At 68.6% G+C, this 22,098-nt stretch carries 15 protein-coding genes and 2 pseudogenes; 11 read left to right on the top strand and 6 right to left on the bottom strand.

From position 1 onward, the window contains the following. The first annotated feature begins 189 nt into the window (after positions 1–189). The 3 genes from ACIA8N_RS16520 to ACIA8N_RS16510 all read left to right on the top strand — a co-directional run bounded on the left by ACIA8N_RS16520 (position 190) and on the right by ACIA8N_RS16510 (position 4,511). A complete protein-coding gene (locus tag ACIA8N_RS16520) occupies positions 190–2,238 on the top strand; it encodes an APC family permease (protein ID WP_365779535.1) in 2,049 nt (682 codons plus the stop codon). Positions 2,239–2,432: 194 nt separating this feature from the next. Next, positions 2,433–3,764, top strand: a complete 1,332-nt coding sequence (locus tag ACIA8N_RS16515) for a TRAM domain-containing protein (RefSeq protein ID WP_365779537.1) — start codon at positions 2,433–2,435, stop codon at positions 3,762–3,764. 498 nt (positions 3,765–4,262) lie between these two features. Next, complete coding sequence (locus tag ACIA8N_RS16510) at positions 4,263–4,511, top strand: hypothetical protein (RefSeq protein WP_365779539.1); 249 nt, start codon at positions 4,263–4,265, stop codon at positions 4,509–4,511. An 82-nt stretch (positions 4,512–4,593) separates the two neighbouring features. Here the strand turns inward: ACIA8N_RS16510 and ACIA8N_RS16505 are convergent, their stop codons facing one another. From ACIA8N_RS16505 to ACIA8N_RS16495, 3 genes are all read right to left on the bottom strand, one after another. Next, on the bottom strand, positions 4,594–4,890 hold the full coding sequence (locus tag ACIA8N_RS16505) for an antibiotic biosynthesis monooxygenase family protein (RefSeq protein WP_365779541.1): 297 nt from the start codon (positions 4,888–4,890) through the stop codon (positions 4,594–4,596). Positions 4,891–4,996: 106 nt separating this feature from the next. Then, positions 4,997–7,552: a GH32 C-terminal domain-containing protein gene (locus tag ACIA8N_RS16500; protein WP_365779543.1), complete on the bottom strand. Its 2,556-nt coding sequence runs from the start codon at positions 7,550–7,552 to the stop codon at positions 4,997–4,999. A 209-nt stretch (positions 7,553–7,761) separates the two neighbouring features. Next, positions 7,762–8,733 carry a carbohydrate kinase gene (locus ACIA8N_RS16495; protein ID WP_365779545.1) on the bottom strand — a complete coding sequence of 324 codons (972 nt, stop codon included), beginning with the start codon at positions 8,731–8,733 and terminating at the stop codon, positions 7,762–7,764. 299 nt (positions 8,734–9,032) lie between these two features. Between ACIA8N_RS16495 and ACIA8N_RS16490 the strand changes: the two genes are divergently transcribed. From ACIA8N_RS16490 to ACIA8N_RS16475, 4 genes are all read left to right on the top strand, one after another. After that, on the top strand, positions 9,033–10,046 hold the full coding sequence (locus ACIA8N_RS16490) for a sugar ABC transporter substrate-binding protein (protein WP_365779547.1): 1,014 nt from the start codon (positions 9,033–9,035) through the stop codon (positions 10,044–10,046). A 185-nt stretch (positions 10,047–10,231) separates the two neighbouring features. Further along, positions 10,232–11,227 (top strand): ABC transporter permease, encoded by a 996-nt coding sequence (locus tag ACIA8N_RS16485; protein WP_365779549.1) that lies wholly within the window; start codon positions 10,232–10,234, stop codon positions 11,225–11,227. After that, the gene (locus tag ACIA8N_RS16480) at positions 11,224–12,057 is read left to right on the top strand and encodes an ATP-binding cassette domain-containing protein (RefSeq protein WP_361967319.1); all 834 of its coding nucleotides are present in this window, start codon (positions 11,224–11,226) and stop codon (positions 12,055–12,057) included. The genes ACIA8N_RS16485 and ACIA8N_RS16480 overlap by 4 nt, the downstream gene beginning before the upstream one ends. Positions 12,058–12,167: 110 nt before the next feature. Beyond that, positions 12,168–13,199: a LacI family DNA-binding transcriptional regulator gene (locus ACIA8N_RS16475; protein WP_365779552.1), complete on the top strand. Its 1,032-nt coding sequence runs from the start codon at positions 12,168–12,170 to the stop codon at positions 13,197–13,199. A gap of 599 nt (positions 13,200–13,798) precedes the next feature. On the opposite strand, the gene ACIA8N_RS16470 is transcribed toward ACIA8N_RS16475, so the two are convergent. After that, the gene (locus ACIA8N_RS16470; RefSeq protein ID WP_399416523.1) at positions 13,799–14,602 is read right to left on the bottom strand and encodes a hypothetical protein; all 804 of its coding nucleotides are present in this window, start codon (positions 14,600–14,602) and stop codon (positions 13,799–13,801) included. A gap of 606 nt (positions 14,603–15,208) precedes the next feature. Between ACIA8N_RS16470 and ACIA8N_RS16465 the strand changes: the two genes are divergently transcribed. Genes ACIA8N_RS16465 through ACIA8N_RS16455 form a run of 3 tightly spaced genes read left to right on the top strand, consistent with a single transcriptional unit; the run spans position 15,209 to position 18,023 of the window. Further along, positions 15,209–16,087 (top strand): carbon-nitrogen hydrolase family protein, encoded by an 879-nt coding sequence (locus ACIA8N_RS16465; protein WP_365779556.1) that lies wholly within the window; start codon positions 15,209–15,211, stop codon positions 16,085–16,087. Further along, positions 16,084–17,454 (top strand): APC family permease, encoded by a 1,371-nt coding sequence (locus ACIA8N_RS16460; protein ID WP_365779558.1) that lies wholly within the window; start codon positions 16,084–16,086, stop codon positions 17,452–17,454. Before ACIA8N_RS16465 ends, ACIA8N_RS16460 begins: the two co-directional genes overlap by 4 nt. A 26-nt stretch (positions 17,455–17,480) precedes the next feature. Then, positions 17,481–18,023, top strand: a complete 543-nt coding sequence (locus tag ACIA8N_RS16455; protein ID WP_365779560.1) for an ATP-binding protein — start codon at positions 17,481–17,483, stop codon at positions 18,021–18,023. A 201-nt stretch (positions 18,024–18,224) separates the two neighbouring features. On the opposite strand, the pseudogene ACIA8N_RS16450 reads toward ACIA8N_RS16455, so the two are convergent. Further along, a pseudogene (locus tag ACIA8N_RS16450) lies at positions 18,225–18,876 on the bottom strand (hypothetical protein); the annotation flags it as partial. A 587-nt stretch (positions 18,877–19,463) separates the two neighbouring features. Between ACIA8N_RS16450 and ACIA8N_RS16445 the strand changes: the two are divergent. Continuing rightward, positions 19,464–19,849, top strand: a pseudogene (locus tag ACIA8N_RS16445) (DNA-binding protein). A 63-nt stretch (positions 19,850–19,912) separates the two neighbouring features. On the opposite strand, the gene ACIA8N_RS16440 reads toward ACIA8N_RS16445, so the two are convergent. Further along, positions 19,913–21,757 carry a hypothetical protein gene (locus tag ACIA8N_RS16440; RefSeq protein WP_365779562.1) on the bottom strand — a complete coding sequence of 615 codons (1,845 nt, stop codon included), beginning with the start codon at positions 21,755–21,757 and terminating at the stop codon, positions 19,913–19,915. Positions 21,758–22,098 lie beyond the last annotated feature (341 nt).

The following is a 22,098-nucleotide window of genomic DNA, read 5'->3' as shown; positions in this document are numbered from 1 at the left end:
ACCCGATGCGCCCGGGTCGCGGCGGGCGACGCCCTGCCGGGTCACCCGGTCCGAGCTTATGCGGCAACGCCGACCCGGACAGCATCAGAGGCGGTAGAGGAGGCGGCAGACGGAAAGATTCCGTATGGATCCGCAGGGATAGGGGGTCGCGGTGAGCTTGGCTCTTTTCGAACGCTTACGATCCTCTCCGTGTCCAAACTGACCGACGTGCCCAAACGGATCCTGATCGGGCGGGCTCTGCGCAGCGACAAGCTGGGAGAGACCCTCCTCTCGAAGCGGATCGCCCTCCCCGTGTTCGCCTCCGACCCGCTGTCCTCGGTGGCGTACGCACCCGGCGAGGTGCTGCTCGTTCTCTCCGTCGCCGGTCTGTCGGCGTACCACTTCAGCCCCTGGATCGCGCTCGCGGTCGTCGTCCTGATGTTCACGGTGGTCGCGTCCTACCGGCAGAACGTCCACGCGTACCCGAGCGGCGGCGGCGACTACGAGGTCGCCAACACCAACCTCGGGCCGAAGGCCGGACTCACCGTGGCGAGCGCCCTGCTCGTCGACTACGTCCTGACCGTCGCCGTGTCGATCTCCTCGGGCATCGAGAACCTCGGCTCGGCGATCCCCTTCGTCGTCGAGCACAAGGTGGCCTGCGCGGTCGGCGTCATCGTGCTGCTCACCGTGATGAACCTGCGCGGGGTGAAGGAGTCGGGCTCCCTCTTCGCGATCCCGACGTACGTCTTCGTCGCCGGCGTCTTCCTCATGATCGCCTGGGGCGCGTACAAGGGGATCGTCCTCGACGAGACGATGAAGGCCCCCACGGCGGACTTCGAGATCAAGCCCGAGCAGCAGGGCCTGGCCGGTTTCGCGCTGGTCTTCCTGCTGCTGCGCGCGTTCTCCTCCGGCTGTGCCGCACTCACCGGGGTCGAGGCCATCTCCAACGGTGTCCCCGCCTTCCGCAAGCCGAAGTCGAAGAACGCCGCCACCACCCTCGCCCTCATGGGCGGCCTCGCCGTCACCATGTTCTGCGGCATCATCTTCCTGGCCATGGCCACCGACGTCCGGATGGCCGAGAAGCCCGCCCACGACCTGCTCCTCAACGGCGTGCCCGTCGGCGAGAGCTACGTCCAGGACCCGGTCATCTCCCAGGTCGCGGCCGCCGTCTTCGGCGACGGAACGTTCTTCTTCATCGTCCTCGCCGCCGCCACCGCGCTGGTCCTCTTCCTGGCCGCCAACACCGCGTACAACGGCTTCCCGCTGCTCGGCTCGATCCTCGCCCAGGACCGGTACCTGCCGCGCCAGCTGCACACTCGCGGTGACCGACTGACCTTCTCCAACGGCATCGTGCTCCTCGCCGGCGCCGCCGCCCTCCTCGTCTGGGTCTACGGAGCCGACTCGACCAAGCTGATCCAGCTGTACATCGTCGGCGTCTTCGTCTCCTTCACGCTCAGCCAGACCGGCATGGTCCGGCACTGGAACCGGCACCTGAAGACGGAGCGCAACCCGGCCAAGCGCCGCCACATGATCCGCTCGCGCGCCATCAACGCCTTCGGCGCCTTCTTCACCGGCCTCGTCCTCGTCGTCGTCCTCGCGACCAAGTTCACGCACGGCGCCTGGGTCGCCCTGCTCGGCATGGTGATCTTCTACGGGACGATGACCGCGATCCGTAAGCACTACGACTCGGTCGCCGCCGAGATCGCCGCCGCGGAGGAACGGCCCGACGAGTACGTCCGCCCGTCCCGGGTCCGCTCCGTAGTCCTGGTCTCCCGGCTCCACAAGCCGACCCTGCGCGCCCTCGCGTACGCCAAGCTGCTCCACGCCAACGAGCTGGAGGCGCTCACCGTCAGCGTCGACCCGGCCGAGACCAAGGCGCTCAAGGAGGAGTGGACCCGGCGCGGCATCAACGTGCCGCTCAAGATCCTCGACTCGCCGTACCGAGAGATCACCCGCCCGGTCGTCGAGTACGTCAAGAACATCCGCCGCGAGAGCCCCCGCGACGCCGTCTCCGTCTACATCCCGGAGTACGTCGTCGGCCACTGGTACGAGCACCTGCTCCACAACCAGAGCGCCCTGCGGCTCAAGGGCAGGCTGCTCTTCACCCCGGGCGTCATGGTGACCTCCGTCCCGTACCAGCTCAGGTCCTCCGAGGCCGCGAAGAAGCGGGCCCGGAAGCGCCAGGACTGGAACGCGCCGGGCTCGGTCCGCCGCGGCCCCGTCGAGAAGCGCCAGAAGGAACCGGCGGCCAAGGGCTGACGCCGCTGAAGGCGAATTCCGCCCCGACCGGCACGTAGACTGGTGGGGGGGCGCGGGGCGGCCCCCCCCCCCCCCCCCCCCCCCCCCCCCCCCCCCCCCCCCCCCCCCCCCGGGGGGGGGGGGGGGGGCCCCCCCCCCCCCCCCCCCCCCACCACTCGTTCTCCACCCCTCACATCCTCTGGAGCCTCCCCGTCATGCAGCAGAACGCACCTGAGTCGTCGCTCATCGGGGAGGAGTACGAGGTCGAGGTCGGACCGGTGGCCCACGGCGGCCACTGCATCGCCCGCACCGAGGAGGGCCGCGTCCTCTTCGTCCGCCACGCGCTCCCCGGCGAGAAGGTCGTCGCCCGCGTCACCGAGGGCGAGGAGACCTCCCGCTTCCTGCGCGCCGACGCGGTCACGATCCTCGACCCGTCCAAGGACCGCGTCGAGGCGCCCTGCCCCTTCGCGGGACCCGGCAAGTGCGGCGGCTGCGACTGGCAGCACGCCAAGCCCGGCGCCCAGCGCCGCCTCAAGGGCGAGGTCATCGCCGAGCAGCTCCTGCGGCTCGCCGGACTCACCCCGGAGGAGGCCGGCTGGGACGGCACGGTCATGCCCGCCGACGGCGACAAGCTCCCGCCGGGCGAGGTCCCGCAGTGGCGCACCCGCGTGCAGTACGCGGTCGACGCCGAGGGCAACGCGGGCCTGCGCAAGCACCGCTCCCACGAGGTCGAGAACATCGACCACTGCATGATCGCCGCCCAGGGCGTCTCGGAACTGGGCATCGAGAAGCGCAGCTGGGAGGGCATGGCCTCCATCGAGGCCATCGCCGCCTCCGGCTCCGGCGACCGCCAGGTCATCCTGACCCCGCGCCCCGGCGCCCGCCTCCCGCTGGTCGAGCTGGACAAGCCGGTCTCGGTGATGCGCGTCGACGAGAAGGACGGCGGCGTGCACCGCGTCCACGGCCGCGCCTTCGTCCGCGAGCGCGCCGACGAGCGCACGTACCGCGTCGGCAGCGGCGGCTTCTGGCAGGTCCACCCCAAGGCCGCCCAGACCCTCATGCTCGCCGTCATGCAGGGCCTGACCCCCCGCAAGGGCGAGACGGCCCTCGACCTCTACTGCGGCGTCGGCCTCTTCGCGGGCGCCCTCGCCGACCGCGTCGGCGACCAGGGCGCGGTCCTCGGCATCGAGTCCGGCAAGCGCGCGGTGGAGGACGCCCGCCACAACCTGGCCGCCTTCCCGCGCGTCCGCATCGAACAGGGCAAGGTCGAATCGGTCCTCCCGCGCACGGGCATCACCGAGGTCGACCTGATCGTCCTGGACCCCCCGCGCGCGGGCGCCGGCAAGCAGACGGTCCACCACCTCGCCGGCCTCGGAGCCCGCCGCATCGCCTACGTGGCCTGCGACCCGGCAGCCCTGGCCCGAGACCTGGCCTACTTCGCGGACCGCGGCTACAAGGTCCGGACCCTGAGGGCCTTCGACCTGTTCCCGATGACGCACCACGTGGAGTGCGTGGCGATCCTGGAGCCGGTGAAGAAGGACGCGTGACCTGGGGTTTTGCGGGTGCGCGGTATGTGCCGTGTGGGCGTTACGGGCGATGTCTTGACGCTGAGATGACGCTCGTGACGCTCATTTGACGCTCGTTCTGATGGGGTGTCAGGTGCGTGTTCTTGCAGGTGGCGATGCATGGGGTGCCGCCTGGCAGTGCTCCTTCTTTGCCTTCTCTTGGTGAAGCCATGTCGGTTATGGCCCGATTTGGTGGCCAGTGGGGGGTGAGGTCCGTGGGGGCTTCGGTGGTCGGGGAAGGGCTCTAGGTCTGCGCTGCCGGGCTGTGGCGGTGTGGGTAGTTTCGGTGTCCAGGTGGACTCGGTGAGCTGTTGAAGGTGGGCGTCTGCGAACGTGAGCCACGTCTCGATCTCGGTTCTTTGCTGTCCGGGTGGCAGTGAGGTGGCGTGCTCGCGCACGGCTGGTCAGACGCTTGGCCTGGTGCCAGGCGTCTGACTGTTCTTCGAGGTGCTTTACGCGATAGGCGTGGGTGTATGCGGCGTGGGCTTCGTGCACGGCGCTTTCCCATTTCTGCTGTGCTGCCTCCTGGGCTTGCTCGTCTGCGCGGCGGTTGCGTTCCGCGGCCTCGCCACGGACAAGGTCCAGTGGCACAAGCCCACCAAGAGCTGGCTGATGACGGTGTCGCTGTCCATCGAGCACAAGGTGCGGGTTGCAGAAAGGGAAGCCGAGCTCGAAGCGGCGCGCGCGGCGAACCGGCAGCTGACGCGCGCCCTCAACTGCAGGGAATGAAGGACCCAGGCTCGGCCTTGGCGAATCCGGCCGACGACCCGCCTGCTGGTGGTGCGCGACCTGCGAGGCCGGCGCAGATTCCTCAGCCGAGCGGGCTCAGGAAGGTGAGGAGGGACTCCTTCTCCTGTATCAGGGGCTGGAGCGCCGCGGTGAACGGCGGGCCGTAGGGGGCCGACAAGTGGGTCTGGAAGGCGGCCTCGCTCGCATACACCTCGAAGATCCAGTACGCCAAGGGGTTGGATTTCTTCGTGTACACCTCGAAAGCGAGGTTGCCGGGCTCCTCGCGGACGCGGGCTGCGTAGTCCTGGACCAGCTCGGCGACACGTTCCTCGTTTCCGGGGCGCACGGTGAACTCGGCCAGCAGTGACTTCTTGTTCATTTGACTCCTCTTCTGTTGCCGGTGGTGCCGGCAGGGCTGCACGGTGTGGGGCGGTCGGTTGAGGACCGGTGGCCGCCTCCACACCGTCAGGGGGCTGGGCAGATGGTCAGCTGCGGTATGACCGCATCTGCCAGACGTAGGCGCTGTCGAGGCGGGCGGAGCCGCCTTCGGCGAAGAGCTGGATGCCGTCGCTGTCCGGGCTGGGGAAGATCTGGTCCGTGATCACGGCCTCGCCTTGGCCGCCGAACACCTCGACCGAGGACCAGTCGACCAGGATCCGGAGTTCGACCTTGCCGTTCTTGGCTGTCAGCGGTGCGCGCTGGACGCCGGGGAAGTCGCGGTGGAAGTCCACTGCGCCCGAACGCGTCCGGTCGACGTAGAGCTCCTGGGTCTCCCTGTCGTAGCCGATGACGGTTTCCTGGCCTTGCCCCGTGCGCACCTTGAACCCGAAGCGCTTGGCGTCGGCGAGGGTGAACGTGGCCCGGATGTCGAGTGCTTTGCCGTCGGCCCGGCTCGCGGCCAGCGGCATGGAACCGCCCGCGATCCTGGTGCTGCGCACGCTGGTCAGGGGTCCGTGGAGTGATGCCACAGTGGACACGGGCTGTTGCGTCAGCCGGATCCGGCCGTTCACCGTGCGCAGAGCCATCTCTCGCGGAATGCTCTGTGCGCCCCGCCAGGGCGAGGTCGGGGTGTTGTTGCCGTATTGCCAGTTGTTCATCCAGCCGATCATGCGGCGCTTGCCGTCCGGGCTGTCCTCCCAGGAGACGGCGGCGTAGTAGTCCTTGCCGTAGTCGACCCAGTCGGCTCGCTGCAGGTTGGAGCGGGCCGGTTGGTCGGCGGCGACGAAGTGGTCGGCCATGACATGGCCCCAGCCGGCCGTGTTCATGTCGACGATCTGGATGGTGGCCTGCTTGCCCTGGTGGGCGCGGAGGTCGAAGGAGGCCCAGTCCAGGGTTCCGCTGTCCGCGCCGGTCGCGCTGTGGACGACCTTGCCGTCGATGAGGAGGTTGACCGTGGTCTCTGTCGAGCGGGGCCGTGCGGGGGTGTCGGACAGCATGACCTGGTCGAGCAGGATGTGTCCCCAGCCGCCGGTGTTCTGGTCGACGACCTCGATGCGCGCGGTCCGGCCGGCGAGGTCGCCCAGGTCCCAGGAGACCCAGTTGAGGGATTCGGAGTCGGCGCCGGTGGCACTGCGTACCGTCTTGCCGTCGACGATGAGCCGGACGGCGGTGGGCGCGTCAGCTCCGGAGGGGTGGTTGCCGCCGCCGACGAGGAGGTTGAGGTGCTTGGCGGTGATGGTGAACTCGGGCGAGGTGAGGGTGCCCGTGGTCGCGTCGCCGTTCAGGAACGTGTTCACCAGGCCGGTGCCCGTGTGTCCGGACACGGGGTTCTGTCCGGGGAGGGTGCCGTGCGCGGGGCTGGTGCCGAAGGCGGTGCCGGTGGTGGTCCAGGATCCGTAGGTGTCCTGCTCGAAGTCGGCGAGGACCTCGCCCGCGGGGGCGGGGAAGTCGCCCATCACGGAGCCGGGGACGTAGGGGTGACGGCCGCCGCCGATCTTGAAGTTGAGGTACGGGGTGTTGACGGTGAAGGGGGCGGAGGTGAGGGTGCCGGTCTCGGAGTCGCTGCCGTGGAAGCTGTCGACGAGTCCCTTGCCCTCGAAGCCGTTCGTGCCCGAGGGGTCGGGCGCCGGCGCGGGGACCGGTCCGCTGCCGAAGGCGGTGCCGGTCGTCTGCCAGCCGCCGTAGTCGGCTCCCTCGAAGTCCTGCACCACCGCTCCGGGCGGAGCGGTGTAGGAGCCGTCGTCGTCGGGCGTGAACTTCGTGCCGTCGAAGTCGCCCACGAAGTACTGGGCGGCCGAACCGCCCGCGATGCCACCGGGGTTGATGTTGACGACGAGCGCCCACTTGGTGCGCTGGGGGTCACCGTCGACGGGCAGCGGGAACAGGTCCGGGCATTCCCAGACTCCGCCCACCGCGCCCTGCGGGCCGAAGTCGCTCAGGTGCGTCCAGGTCTTGAGGTCCTTGGAGGAGAAGAACCGGACCTTGCGCTCGGTGGACAGCGACACCGTCATCAGCCAGCTCTTGGTGGGTGCGTACCACTGGACCTTGGGGTCGCGGAACTCCTTCGACCCGATGTCGAGCACGGGGTTCCCGGCGTACTTCGTCCAGGTGCGGCCGCGGTCGGTGCTGTACGCGAGGGACTGGGCCTGCTTGCCGCTGTCCTTGTAGTGGCTGGTGTAGACGGCCACCATCGCCGGGTTCGTACGGGTTCCGAACCCCGTGGTGTTGTTGCGGTCGACGACGGCACTGCCGGAGAAGACCATCTCCCGGTCGTCGTGGGGGATGGCGAGGGGCAGCTCCTGCCAGCGCACAAGGTCCTTGCTGACGGCGTGCCCCCAGGACATGTTGCCCCAGGTGCTGCCGCTCGGGTTGTACTGGTAGAAGAGGTGGTACTCGCCCTGGTACCAGACCAGTCCGTTGGGGTCGTTCAACCAGTCCTTCGCGGGGCTGAAGTGGAACTGCGGGCGGTACGTCTCCGTGTACGGCCGGCTGTCTTCCGCCACCGCCTGGGGGGCGACGGCGGTGACGGTGAGGGCGCATGCCGCTACCGCGGCGGCGACGAGGCGCCGCGGGACACGGCGGAGTGCGGGGGCTCGGCTCATGGTTTCTCCTGCACTGTGGGCGTCGTCGGGCCCGCGTCCGCAGCGATGGGACGACGCCGGGGGATTCGCAGTGCCGGGCGGTGGGGGACAGCCCGGAAAGGGATGTCATCGATGACATGTGTCAGCGATGACACCCAGTGCGGAGTGATGATGTGCGCGCTCCGGGCCGCGCGTCAATGGCTTGGTCCGAGTTCGTTCAGGCCGCCGTTTCAGCCGGCGAGGTGCCCGGCCACGGGTGACGGCTGGGGCAACTGGCTGGCCCACGGCGGGTTCGGCCCGACGACCCCGCAGGTCAGCGCCGCCACCCGCGCGGCGAAAGCGCAGGAGTCGAAGACGTCGTCGACCCGCAGATCCGTCAACCGCCCACCGAGGAGCCCCTTGGCGCCGAGATGGTGCAGGAAGCCCGCGGTGAAGGAGTCGCCCGCGCCGACGGTGTCGACCACAGCGGTCGAAGGTGTGGGTACGGCGGTGCGCACGCCGTTCAGCGAGGCGACCGCGCCGCGTTCCCCTCGGGTGATCACGACGAGCGGGACACCCGCCGCGTGCCAGGTGTCGCAGGCGCGTTCGATCGTGTACTCGGGCAGCAGAAGTTCCAGGTCGTCCTCGCTCAGGCGGAGGATGTCCGCGATCGCGCACCAGTACGGCAGGCGTTCCCGGTAGACCTCGGGTGCCACGAGCAGCGGCCGGACGTTCGGGTCGATGGAGATCGTGGCCGTGGCGGAGGCGCGGGCGAGGAAGTCCTCCACGACCGTGCCGCCGGGCTCGCGCACCAGGGTCAGGGAGCCCGAGTGCAGGCAGGCCGTGGAGGTCAGGTCCACGGCTGCGAGTTCATCGGCCGTCCACTGCCAGTCCGCGGTGCCCTGGGCGTGGAAGGAGTACGCGGCCCGGCCCTGGGCGTCGAGCTCGGCGACGGCCAGCGTGCTGGGCTCGGGCGCGTGTATCGCGGCCGTGAGGTCGACGCCCGAGGCTTCCAGGTGCCCGCGGAACAGGCGCCCGAAGACATCGTCGGACAGCCGCGCCAGGAAGCGGGCGGGCGTGCCCAGACGGGCGAGCGCCACAGCGGTGTTCGCCGGACCGCCGCCCGGCAGGACCCGCAGGGAAAGCTCGCCCGGAACGGGTGCGGGGGCGGTGAAGGCGTCCGCGACGCATTCACCAAGGACGGTGACCAGAGGCAGGCGCATGGCTCGTTCTCTCCAGGTGGGCAGCGCGGGAAGGCTGCATTTTCAAGGGGCCTTGAGGAAGCTCACGGAGAGCGGCGCTCTCGGCGTGAGGCGGTGCGGGCGGGCAGCGTTGCCGAGTTGTGACGGCGGGAAGGCATTGACGTTTCCGGGTGATGGAGTTCATCATCCTCCGCAAGCGGTGTCAACGATGACATCGGTCAACGATGACACCGCTCCGGTGCGTTCGCCAGCAGCAGTTCCCTTGCTCTGCAGCACCTCGATCCACGGCCGTTCCGCCCTCGTCCAGCAGGAGATCAGTCATGCTTCGCAGAAGCCGCACCGCCTTCGCTTCCATCGGATTCACCGCTCTCGCCGCTGTCTCGGCGCTGACCCTGACGGCCTGCGGCTCCGGCGCGCAGGGCGGGTCCGGCGGCAACGGGGTCAAGGTCGGGCTGATCACCAAGACGGACACGAACCCGTTCTTCGTGAAGATGAAGGCGGGCGCCGAGCAGGCCGCGAAGGACAACGGCGTCGAACTCGTCAGCGCAGCCGGAAAGTTCGACGGCGACAACGCGGGCCAGGTCACCGCCATCGAGAACATGGTCAACTCCGGGGTCAAGGGCATCCTCATCACGCCCAACGACTCCAAGGCGATCGTCCCCGCCCTCGAGAAGGCACGCGCCAAGGGCGTCCTGGTCATCGCGCTCGACAGCCCCACCGACCCGCAGGACGCCACCGACGCTCTGTTCGCCACCGACAACGTCAAGGCGGGCGAGCTCATCGGCCAGTACGCCAAGGCGGCCATGGCCGGCAAGGAGGCGAAGATCGCCACGCTGGACCTCGCGCCCGGCGTCGCGGTGGGCGTGCAGCGCCACCAGGGCTTCCTCAAGGGCTTGGGCGTCGCGGAGGGCGACCCGTCGATCGTGTGCATGCAGGACACCGGCGGCGACCAGGCCAAGGGCCAGACGGCAATGGAGAACTGCCTCCAGAAGTCCCCGGACATCAACGTCGTCTACACGATCAACGAGCCGGCCGCACTGGGCGCCTACACCGCGCTCAAGGCCAAGGGCTTGGAGAAGAAGGTGCTCGTCGTCTCCGTCGACGGCGGCTGCACCGGTACGAAGGCCGTCAAGGAAGGCAAGATCGCGGCGACCTCGCAGCAGTACCCGCTCCAGATGGCATCCCAGGGCGTCAAGGCGGTCGCCGACTTCGCCAAGAACGGCAGGAAGGCATCCGGCTACACCGACACCGGCGTCACGCTCATCACCGACGCGGCCAAGACGGGGGTCGACTCCAAGGACACCGCCTACGGCCTGGAGAAGTGCTGGGGCTGAGCCCGGCATCAGGGTGTGCCTGCGGTCGTACAGGCCGCTCCTGCGGCCGAACAGACCGAACCCGGTCTCCCCGTCCGTAAGGCCGGGCTACCCGCACCCTTCGCGGCGTGCCCCGGCGAACAGCCCTCCGCCAACCCTCTGACGAACCCCGCTCCGCCGATCACCGACCACCGGCAAGGACCCTCATGACTGCCACACCCCTGCCCTACGATCAGCTGAAAGGACCGACCATGGTCCGCCGGCTGCTCACCACGCCGACCACGGGCCCGCTCGTCGCCCTGCTGCTGGCCTGTGTCTTCTTCTCCCTGACGACCGAGCAGTTCCTCTCCGGCGGCAACTTCTCGCTGATCGTCCAGCAGGTCATGGTCGTGGGCACACTGGCCATCGGCCAGACACTGATCATCCTCACCGCCGGCATCGATCTGTCCTGCGGTGCCGTCATGGCGTTCGGCAGCATCGTCATCGCCAAGACGGCAGCCGAAAGCGGCCTGCCCCCGCTTGTCGCGATCGCCCTCGGCCTGGCCGTGTGCGCGGGCTTCGGTCTGGTCAACGGTCTGCTGGTGCAGCTGATCCCGCTTCCCCCGTTCATCGTCACCCTCGGCATGCTGAACGTGGCCTTCGCCCTGACCCACATCTACTCCGCCGAACAGACGATCACCAACCTCCCCGGACCGCTGACGGCCCTCGGTGAGACCTTCCCGCTCGGCAACACCGACATCACCTACGGCTCGCTCGTCACCATCGCCCTGTTCCTGGTCTTCGCCTACGCGCTGAGCAGCACGTCCTGGGGCCGTCACGTGTACGCGCTGGGCAACAGCCCCGAGGCGGCCCGCCTCAACGGCATCCGCACCTCCCGGCTGACGATCGGCCTTTACACCCTGGCCGGAGCCGTCTACGGAATCGCCGCGCTGCTCCTGATCTCCCGTACCGGCGTCGGTGACCCGCAGGCCGGACAGACCGACAACCTCGACAGCATCACCGCCGTCGTCCTCGGCGGCACCAGCCTCTTCGGCGGTCGGGGCGCCGTCCTCGGCACCTTCATCGGCGTCCTCATCGTCGGTGTGTTCCGCAACGGTCTCCAGCTGATGGGCGTCGCCTCCATCTACCAGACCCTGATCACCGGCGTCCTGGTGATCCTCGCCGTGACCGTCGACCAGATCTCCCGGAGGAAGGCACGATGAGCACTTCCGATGTCACGCCCGTGCTCCAGGCCCGCGGCCTGGTCAAGCGGTACGGTCATGTCACCGCCATCGACGGCGCCGACTTCGACCTGCTGCCCGGCGAAGTCCTCGCCGTCATCGGCGACAACGGCGCCGGCAAGACGAGCCTGATCAAGGCCCTCACCGGCGCGATCACCCCCGACGAGGGCGAGATCCGGCTGAACGGCGAACCCATCAGGTTCACCGGACCGCAGAGCGCCCGGCAGCACGGCATCGAGACCGTCTACCAGGACCTTGCCGTCGCCGCCTCCATGGACATCGCCTCCAACATGTTCCTCGGACGCGAGCTGCGCCGGCCGGGCCTCCTCGGCAGCACGCTGCGCATGCTCGACAAGAAGCGCATGCGTCAGGAGGCGGCCGCCCACATGGCCGACCTCAAGATCGGGCTGCGGTCGCTGACCCAGCCGGTGGAAACCCTGTCCGGAGGCCAGCGCCAGGCTGTGGCGGTCGCGCGGTCCGTCGCCTGGGCCAAGAGTGTCGTCGTGATGGACGAGCCCACCGCCGCGCTGGGCGTCAAGGAATCGGGACAGGTCCTCGACCTGATCCGCCGAGTCCGCGACAAGGGCATGCCCGTGGTCCTGATCAGCCACAACATGCCGCATGTCTTCGAGATCGCCGACCGCATCCACATCCACCGGCTCGGCCGGCGCGAAGCCCTGATCAAGCCTTCCGACTTTTCGATGGCGGAGGTCGTCGCCATCATGACGGGGGCGCTCAGGGTGAGCGACGATGGAGGTACGGTCGTTGCTGACGCGGATGCTGCCGAGGCGGCAGGCGTGTCCGCCCACTGAGTCACCGCGGGGGCAACGCCGCGTAGAACGCAGGGTCGCCGCATAGACAGGACAGCGGGCCCGGCCCTCGGCAGGGGTCGGGCCCGACGAACGCACAAGAACGGTGGTACATGGCCGCTAACCGTCGCCCCACACTGGCCGATGTCGCCAAGGAAGTGGGCGTCAGCGCCAAGACGGTGTCCCGGGTCCTTAACGAGGACGGGCCGAGTTCTCCGCAGACCCGTGAGCGTGTGCTCGCCGCGGTCGCGAAGCTCGGCTTCCAGCCGAACCTGATGGCCCGCAACATTCGGGTCGGAGGCCCCGACACCACCGTCGGCCTGGTCGTACCGGACCTGGGCAACCCCTTCTTCGGAACCGTCGCCAGCGGCATAGAAGACGTCGTGCGCAGCCGCGGGCTCACTCTGCTCATGGGCTCGTCAGCTGAAGACCCGGACCGCGAGAAGGCATTGATCCAGACCTTTCTCGCCCGGCGTGTCAGCGTGCTGATGGTCGTCCCCGCGTTCGGAGCCGACCACAGTCACCTCAAGGCGCCGCGCGCGGCAGGGCTGCCGGTGGTCTTCCTCGACCGGCCGGGCGTCGGTCTGTCCGCCGACTGCGTGGTCAGCTCCAACCGGACCGGCGTCCACGAGGGCGTGTCCCACCTCATCGTCCGCGGCCACATCCGCATCGGCTTCATCGGAGACCTGCCCGCCAAGCTCTACACCCAGCGTGAACGGCTCGCCGGCTACCGCTCGGCGCTCGCCGAGGCCGGACTGCCCTACGACCGGACCCTGGTGACTGGCGCCCACAGCCAGGACGGGGCCGCCTCCGAGACCACAGCACTGCTGAACCTGCCGAATCCGCCCACCGCCATCTTCGCCGGAAACAACATGATGGCCCTTGGCGTCATCGCACAACTCGCCCGCGCACGCCGCAAAGACATCGCCCTGATCACCTTCGACGACCTCCCACTCGCCGAAGCCCTCGAACCGGCACTGACCGTTGTCGCCCAAGACCCCGCGACCATCGGTGAAACAGCGGCCAAGACCGCGCTCGCCCGCCTGGACGGCGCCCACAGCCGCGTCCGGACCGTCATGGTCCCCACCCGCCTGGTGATCCGCGGCTCCAGCGAACTGCTCCCGCACTCGTCAGCCGCGAGCTGACGATCACACTTACCTGGATCGACGACGCGAACACAAGGGAGCTGCTCAGTGGCCGGCCACAGTCGCTACGCGTCACAAGCTCCGAGTATGGGGTCACGATCGCAGGGCACCTTCTCAACCTTGGCTCCGTCTGCATCTTTCACACGGAAGTCACAGCCGACGACGGGCCCGCCGTCCTCGAGTCGCTCCGCAGTGCCCTCGTGCCGGAGGCGACCCTCGTGATCCGCCCCGCCCGGGGCGAGCACTACCGAATGTTCCTGACCGACTCACCCGACGACGGCATGCCGCTCAGCCCCTGTCCATTGGGCCTCGACGGCTTTCCCGACCCTCGCTAGTTATGTGTTGTCTCATGAGGTTGGTGCCGCGAGGTCGTCCAGCGTGAGTTGCTGTGGGCGCGTGACGCAACGTTTGACGCACCGAAGGCGCGGTTTAAGGACGCATGACGGCCAGCGGTACGTGACGTCATGTTCGACGTCACGCATGGCCAGAAGGACCCCCGAGGCCGGGAACATCATCCGCGGTTGACCTCCCCCTCCCGCGTTGCTCTGCCGTCAAGAACTGTCCCGTCCCCCAAGCCGAGGGGTGGGGGTCCCCCCAACTCACACGCCGGTCCCGCTCCTGCTCCGCGCCTTCTCGAACGCGGACACCGGGTCGCCTCCGACGCTCCAGGGCCAGGCTGCGACCGTACCGTTGATCGCCTCGAAGACCGGACGGGCCTCGCGGCGCCGCTCGGCGGCCATCAGCGCGTAGGCCAGCACGTTCAGGTCGGCGAGGGCCGCCGCGTGGTGGAAGAACCCGGGCTGGGCCCAAGCGTGTGCCGCACGGTCGAGGGCCTGGGCGGCCGATGCGTGGGACCAGTGGTTGCGTGCCATCAGCGCCTCGACTCCGCCCAGGGCGAGGACGGAGTGGTACTGCAGAACCTGGGCGGTGAGCTCGGTAGCCGCGCAGGGCGCGTTTGTGGGTATGCGGGCGCGGATCGCGTCGACGAAGTCCAGTACTTGGCTGCGCGATCCCATCTCCTCCGGCCCCAGATAGCGCAGCATGCTCAGATACGCCTCGCGGTTCCAGCGGTCGCGGGCCAGTACCTCGTTCCACATGCCGAACACCTCCGGCTGACTGCGGCGCTCCAGCCGTGAGAGCCCCAGCGTGACCACCCAGGGAGTGGGGTCCTCCGGCGCCAATTCGGCGGCGCGCCGACAGCTGTCGGCGATGCCGACCGCGTCCTCCAGGTGCCCCCGGGAACGTCCGCGTTCGAGCTGCGCCCAAGCGGAGAGGACGAGTGCGCTCGCGTTGCGCGGCTCACGAGAGGCCCAGGCGCGGGGCCCGTGCGATTCGGACAGGCGGTACGCCAGCACGGAGAGCTGATGGGTGCGGCGGTCCCAGTCGGCCCGGCTCTGGTTCAAGAGACGGGATACCTGGGCCATGTACAGGTCCGTCGTCCCGATCGCGCCCGTATTCGGCGTCGACTGAAGGGACTTCAGCAGCCGGCCGAGGGCAGTGTCGTCGAGTTCCAGGGAAAGGCGTGCCCGTCTGCGGCGACTTGAGAGAAATGCCATGCACGGAGGCTAGAGGTTACGAGCCGTGACGCAAGGTGTGCGCTGAGATCGTTACCTATTACACTATGCGATCTAGCCGTTACTCTTCGGTATGGCGAGGCGGGTGCGCCCGGACCCCAGGTGGCCAGGAACGGCGTGATCATGCCGGTGATGGCGATGGGTGGCGCCACCGCGGTGATCCGCGTGGCACGGCCGGCGGTCAGGGCATCGACTGCGGCCTCGGTGGTGTCCGCACGGGCGGCCGGGGCGCGGGCCAGGGGAAGGAAGTGCCGACGGAGGGGCGGAGCATGGCACCTTCATGCCTCAAGGGCATGGTAATCAGCCCTTCCAAGTATTTGAGGCTATGGCTGATGGGGCGCATTCTTATTTCACCGGAATTTTTGGTTATCGGAGCCCGAATCTCCGTCGACTTCTCCGGGTTAAATGCACCCTTCGATTGGCTGGTGTTCTCGCATGGCCCGCCCCCTGCCCCTGATCCTCGCCCAGGCGCCCGGCCGCCCGGCCGACGACCTCGCGGGCTTTACCGCCGACGTGGAGCGGCGCGTGAGACTACGCGCAACCGGTGCCCTCGTCGTCTACCCCGAACTGCACCTCGGCGAGAGCGCCCCCGGCGTCCCGGCTGACCCGGGGCAGGCGGCCGAGCCGCTCGACGGCAAACGCGATGCGGCCTTCGCCGAGCTCGCGGGGGATCTGGGCATCTGGCTGGTCCCCGGCAGCGTCTACGAGCGAGGAGACGGCGACCGCGTCCACAACACGACACCGGTCTATTCGCCACGGGGTGAGCGCCTCGCCGCGTACCGCAAGATCTGTCCGTGGCGCCCGTACGAGACGACCACACCCGGCAACCGGTTCGAGGTCGTCGACCTCGCCGGGGTCGGCCGCATCGGACTGTCCATCTGCTACGACACCTGGTTCCCGGAGATCTCCCGCCATCTGGCCTGGATGGGCGCCGAGCTGATCGTCAACGTGGTCCGCACGCCGACGAGCGATCGCGCACAGGAAGTCGTCCTCAACCGCGCCAATGCCATCGCCAATCAGGTCTTCGTCGCCAGCGTCAATTCCGCTGCCCCCTCCGGGATCGGCCGCAGCCTCGTCATCGACCCCCAGGGCACGGTGCGCGCCGAAACCGTCGATGCCGGCGACTCCACCCTCACCGACGTGATCGATCTCGACGAGGTCAGCAACGTCCGCCGCTACGGCACCGCCGGTCTCAACCGGATCTGGGACCAATTCCGCCCCGGCGACCCAGCCCTCGACCTCCCGCTGTACGGGGGCCGCATCGACCCCGCCACCTGGAACCCCGCCCCCACCACCGAGGAGCCCCCACGATGAACAGCGAGACCACGGGGAACAGCATGAGACTGAAGGGCGACCTGAGCCTCTTCTCCGTCGTCCTGTTCGGCCTGGCCTACATCTCCCCTGGCATCGTCGTCACCATGTTCGGCGTGGTCGCCGCCACCAGCGGCGGCGTGGCCCCCACCGCCTTCGTCGTCGCCACCCTCGCGATGCTGCTCACCGGGCTGAGTTACGCGAAGATGGCACGCGCTGTGCCCGGCGCGGGATCGGTCTACACCTACGCCCGCAAGATGCTCGACAGCCGCATCGGTTTCCTGTCCGGCTGGGCGATGCTGCTCGACTACTTCTTCATCCCGATGGTCGGCTGGCTTATCACCGCGATCTACTTCAACGCCCAGTTCCCCGCCATACCCAAGTGGGTCTGGCTGATCGTCTCGGTGGGCATCACCACCGCCATCAACGTCTTCGGCATGAAGCTCGCGGACCGCGTCAACAAGGTCCTGATGTTCATCGCTCTGGGGTCGCTGGTCCTCTTCGCCACCCTGTGTGTCGTCTTCCTCGGCAAGCACGGCTCGTCCGCTCCCGCCATGGACGCCCTGTGGAACTCCGGCACTTCGATCGGCGCGGTCACCGCTGCCGCTGCCATCGCCGCGTACTCCTTCCTCGGCTTCGACGCCGTCTCCACACTGGGCGAGGAGGCCAGGGGCGGGGCGAGGACGATCGGCCGCGGCATCATCGGCTGCGTCATCGCCGCCGGAGCGATCTTCATCGTGCTGTCCTTCGTGATGCAACTGGTTCACCCCGGCGCGACGTTCGTCGACGTCGACGCGGCCGCCTACCACCTGAAGGTCCTGGTCGGTGGCGAGACGTACGCCGAGATGATCAACTTCGTCACCATCGCCGGATCCATCGCCTCCTGCATCGCCCTGCAAGCCTCCGCCGCCCGCCTCATGTACGTCATGGGACGCGACGGCGCACTGCCCAAGGCCGTCTTCGGCAAGCTGTCGGGGAAGACCGGCACGCCCGTCCTGAACCTGCTGCTGACCGCGGCCGCCGGTGTCATCGCCATGAAACTCGACCTGACCACAGCCACCTCGTTCATCAACTTCGGCGCCTTCCTCGGCTTCGCCCTGGTGAACGTCTGCGTGATCGCCCACCTGGTCCGAGAGCGCAGAGACGGCCGCACCCCCAACCTCTTCTCCTTCCTGGTGATGCCGGCCATCGGCGTTGGCGTCTCTCTCTACCTGCTCACGAGGCTCGACGACGTCGCACTCCAGATCGGCGGCGTCTGGCTGGCGATCGGCGTCGTCTACCTGGCCGTCCTGACCAAGGGCTTCCGCCGACCCGCACCGGAGATGACCTTCGACGACGACACCGCGGTCACGGACAGAGCCACCGCGTAGCTCCCTCCCGATGTGAGGAGACGAGGATGTCCACGACAACTGCCGAAATGGTGCATGACCGGAGCCTCGGAGACCTGTTGGTCCACCGTGATGTGGTGCTCGACGGACTCGATACCCCGCAGCGCGCCGCCCGTACCGTCCTGGTCGACGTCCTGGACGGCAAGGCGGAGGATCAGCTCTTCGATGCCATGCTGGTGGCCAGCGAGCTCATCGCCAACGCCATCCAGCACAGCAGCGGTGCGGTCCTCATAAGGGTTGAGGTCTACGAGTTCGGTACGGCGTTGGGCGTCGTCGACCGCGGGGCCGACATCGCTGCCGTCCCTGCGCGACCTTCGAACTCATCTGTCGACGAAGGGACGGTGGCTGCCAGCGGGCGTGGCCTGTTCATCGTGGACAGCCTCGCCAGCGCGTGGTCAGTCGAGGAGACGGAGTACGGAAAGATCGTCATCGCTATCCTCACCCTTCCAGCAGGCCCGATGCCCCTCTCGACCTCACGCGACACCATCTCGGCTGACGATTCTTCGCCCATCCGCTCGGCGTCAACTGCGGAGCCTGTCACAGGGCACTGAGTCAGAGACGCGGTCATGTGGCACCAGGCGGGCAGATCGAGCGGGGCGGCGGGGTCGGTGACGATGACGTGGACGACCCTGCCCGCCGCTGCGTCGGCAATGCGCGGGCGCGCAGCCTCAGTAAAAGGGTGACGCACAGCAGACCGGTGCCGTCGACGGTGATGTCCGTCGGCGGCGCGGGGGTCTCGGTCAAAGGGGCAAGGTCCGGGTGACGCGACACAGGTGGCGGGGCAGGTCGCCTTCCTCGAAGTCGTGGATCTCTTCGAGGGTCCAGCCGTCGGCGAGGGCGTCGACCAGGTCACGGCCGAAGAAATGGACGGCGAAGCCGCCGTGCTCGTAGATGTAGTCGCCGGTGTGCCGCACGGTGTAGACGAACGCCCCGTTGGGCCGCAGGACACGGTGGACCTCGCCGACCAGGGTGTGGAGATCCTTCGTCGACAGCGCCATGCTCAGCAGCATGTGAGCGAGGACCGCGTCCACCGAGTCGCCCGGCAGCGCCAGCGGCTCGCGCACGTCGTGCACCGCGGTGGTCATCCGCTCCTCGACGCCCTGGGAGCGGGCGACGTCACTCAGCTGCTCCAGCCCGACGGGGCTCAAGTCGGTTGCCTGGACGGTGGTCCCTTTGTGGGCGAAGGCGGGTCGCGGCCGTGCCCGGCTCCCAGCTCCAGCACGTCGTCGATCGTCATGCGCGAGCGGGCCGGGGTCTCGGAGTTCGGCACCGCCAGCCGCTTGGTCCAGGCCGGGACTGCGGGACCGTCGTAGCCGCGCTCCGGCACCAGCCGAGCCAGGACAGAACCGTCGCGCGCCGGGAGCGCAGTACCTGCTCGCTATGCGACGCGTGGACGGACTGAATGAAGTTGGCTGTCTGAGCCTGCCTGACAGCCCAGAGGGCAGCCACGTATTGAGCCTCGGCGGATATCTATGCTGCATCGCGAGCCGCCCTCGCCTGATGCCGACCACCGTTGGCCTGAATCTTCGCCCGAGCACGCTGCCAACGTCACCACCGACGATCGCTGGCACTGCCACCAGCGCAGCGAACAGTCCGGATTTCCCCTCGCAGTAGCTTCTGATCATGACCATATGCGCGTCCTGCACCGACCAGTGATGCCGGCGTGTACGAAGAGGCGCCCCAGCCTCGGGGAGAGACTGGGGCGCTGCTCAGACTGCTAGGTCGTACTCGCCGAGCCAAAGTTCCTCGGTCGACAGGTCGTCGTAGTGGTACAGGCCGATGAGGCGCGGCGTGTCCGCCTACGTGACCGCAGCAGTCCGGCCCCAGCCGGCGATGGACGGCCTCGCCGAGATCGTGGCTTCCTGCGAAGCCGAGCACGAACCGCTGAGCGAAACCGAAGTTCAGGCCGGCCAACGCGACCTGTTCGGCGACGCACCGGCGCCGTACGCATCCGGCGACAGCGCCGCAGGAAGGGAGCCGCGGCCAGGTCCCTGGTTCTGGACTCCCAGGCGCTGTCGGTCGCTGCTCCTGCGCAACGACCGACAGATGGTCATCCGGATCGAGGCCGCCCGGCGCGTAGGCGTGCCCGTCCTCGTGTCGGCCCTGACGGTGGTGGAGGCCGTCTTCGGGAAGACAGGTACCGCCCGGCTGCGCTGAGTGCTCTCCCGGCCTCAGGTTCACGACGTTACCCAGGGGGACAGCCTCACTGCGGTGCAGCTGCTGAGTGATGCCGGCGGCCTGCACGGCCACAAGTACGCCATTGGCGCTCTCGTGGCCGCGATGGCGCTCCGCTCCGCAGCTCCACTGGAACGCGGCCTCCGACCGCGACGACTGGTCGGAACTGTGCGGCGACCGCGTATCGATCAAGGATGCCTGAGCTAGGCGTCCGCCCCTTGACCGGAGGTGTTCAGTCAGTTCACGCGGAAGGTGGCGTCGTCGATCAGGAAGGACTCTGCAGTGAGGCCATGGGGGCGAGCTTGTTGGACTCGGATACTGCCGCGATCCAGGAGAATTCGTTGTTGTCGCTGAAGTAGTAGTACGTGGAGCCGTTGGGCATCATCGCGACGGTGATGCCTCCGTATCCGGACATGAACGGTACGTGGAACGGCTGGGTGTAGGCGGGGTTGTCTGCGGCCGTGAACTCCCGCCCCCAGAAACCGTTCTGGTAGCGCATCGGTGTGCTGCCGGTCGTCGTGGCGCCGCGTTCTGACGGGTTCTGCTGCATGGAGTCGGCCAGCAGGCCCGGGTGCAGCACCTGGGTGCCGGCCACCGCGCCGGCATCGTTGTTCAGGAACTTGGCGAACTTGGCGACATCGTCCTTGGTCCAGAACATCCCGTACCCGCCGAACGGGACACCGGCCGCGCTGTTGTCCGTACGGGAGGAGGTGCGGGCGTCCGGGCTGATGCCGATCGGGGTGAGGACCTCGTCGCGCAGCATGTGGAACAGGTCCGCGCCGGAACCTGCCTTGCTTCGGTAGTAGTTGTTCATGGCGCGGGCCGCCAGGAAGGTGTCGGAGGAGTGGTAGACCCACTTGCTGCCCGGGGTGGCCTTGCGTGGGAAGGACAGCGCCTTGTCCATCTTGGTGGCGTAGGGCTCGGCGAGGAAGAAGGCGGTCATGGTGCTGCCCGCCTCGTCGGTCTCGTAGCGCGCCGAGGTGTAGTTGCCGGTGGTCATGTCCAGGGCGTGGCCGACGGTGACACCCGACCAGGCGCTCTTCCCGGCGGTTTCCGGTATCAGGTCGGTCAGGAGCTGGTCCGCGACACCGGTGCCGTAGCGCTGGGCGAGCCGGAGCAGGGCGGTTCCGGCGAAGGCGGACTTGGCGGTGGAGTAGGAGGGCAGCAGCATCTGACCGCAGAACGGGTACTGGCCCCGCCTGGTCTGGCAGCCGCCGACGTAGTTCACGCCGTCGTAGTAGAAGCCGTAGGTGCTGAGCGCGGTGGGGGTGATCCCCGCGCCGAACTTCGAGGTGTCCACGCCGGCGCCGGGGTGGTCGGTGGCGAGCTGCGCGATGGGTCTGGTGGGCAGTCGGCCTGCGACCTCGGCCGCGTAGGCGGCGCGTGCGGCTTCGCCATCGGGAACGGTGCCCGGCTGGTATGTGGCGGCCACCTGGCCCCACATGTCGAACTGGTGGTAGGCGCAGGTTTCCGCGGTGATCTGGTAGCGGACCTGGGAGATGGAGGATGCGTCGAAGAGGAAGGAGAGCACCCCGTTGTGCACGCAGTTGGCGTTCCGTTCGACCAGTGCGAAGGGCAGCGCGGCGCGCGTGCGGCCGCCGTCGCCGTCTTCCTGCCAGGCCCGGCCGGCCCCCACGGCGAGGTTCCAGGCGGCGTTCCCGGTGTAGCGCAGCCCGCGCACGGTGGGGATGAGGTGGCTGCCGTTCTGCACGAGGGTGGCGCTGAACGGGGGGAGGTGCTTGGTGGCCTCGGTGCGGGAGTAGCCGTTGGGGTCCTTCAGCTTGCGGTAGCCGCCGGCCGTGGCGGTGCCGTTGAGGGTCAGAGTGCCCTCGAAGGTGTGTGCGGGCGGGGCCGCCTCGGCGGGCAGAGCGAAGGCGCTGTCTACGACGGTGTCGGTGGGGTTGGCGCTGGAGAGCTGGGCCGCGGTGAGGACCGCGCGGGGCACGGCGCCGCTGCCGGTGAGCGGGTCGCCCGGCACGGGGGCCGCGCTTTCGGCGAGGGCGGGGGATGGAGCGGTGAACACGCCGGCGAGCAGCACGGTGAGCAGTGCCGTGGCCGTCGCAAGACATCGCATTCCGCGTGGGCGGCGGGTGGGCGGACTGGAGGTCATGGATGTCCCTCTTCCGGGCGGGGTCTGTTGTTGCGGCATGGTGGGTGCGCGCAGCGAGAGCTGTCCAATGCCTGCCAGGACTGGCCACGGTGTCTGAAAAGCATCAGGGCAGGTTCTCCGGTGGAGTGCGTCGCATCGCCGGGGTCGGTAGACGAGAAGCCAGGTCTGCGTGAACTTGCCGAGAACGCCACAGCTGACCTGTGACCGTGGCCGGATGCTGCGCACGCTGCCGGCTCCGGCTGTTCGGGCAAGACCACGCTCGTCTACGGGGTCGCCGAGTGGATGGGGCGGCTCGCCGTGCACGTCTTCGACGAGCTCGGTGTTCCGGAAGTCGTCGATCG

This window comes from Streptomyces sp. NPDC051822, assembly GCF_044452745.1.
Lineage (GTDB): Bacteria > Actinomycetota > Actinomycetes > Streptomycetales > Streptomycetaceae > Streptomyces.
This window is presented reverse-complemented; position numbering and strand designations above follow the sequence as displayed.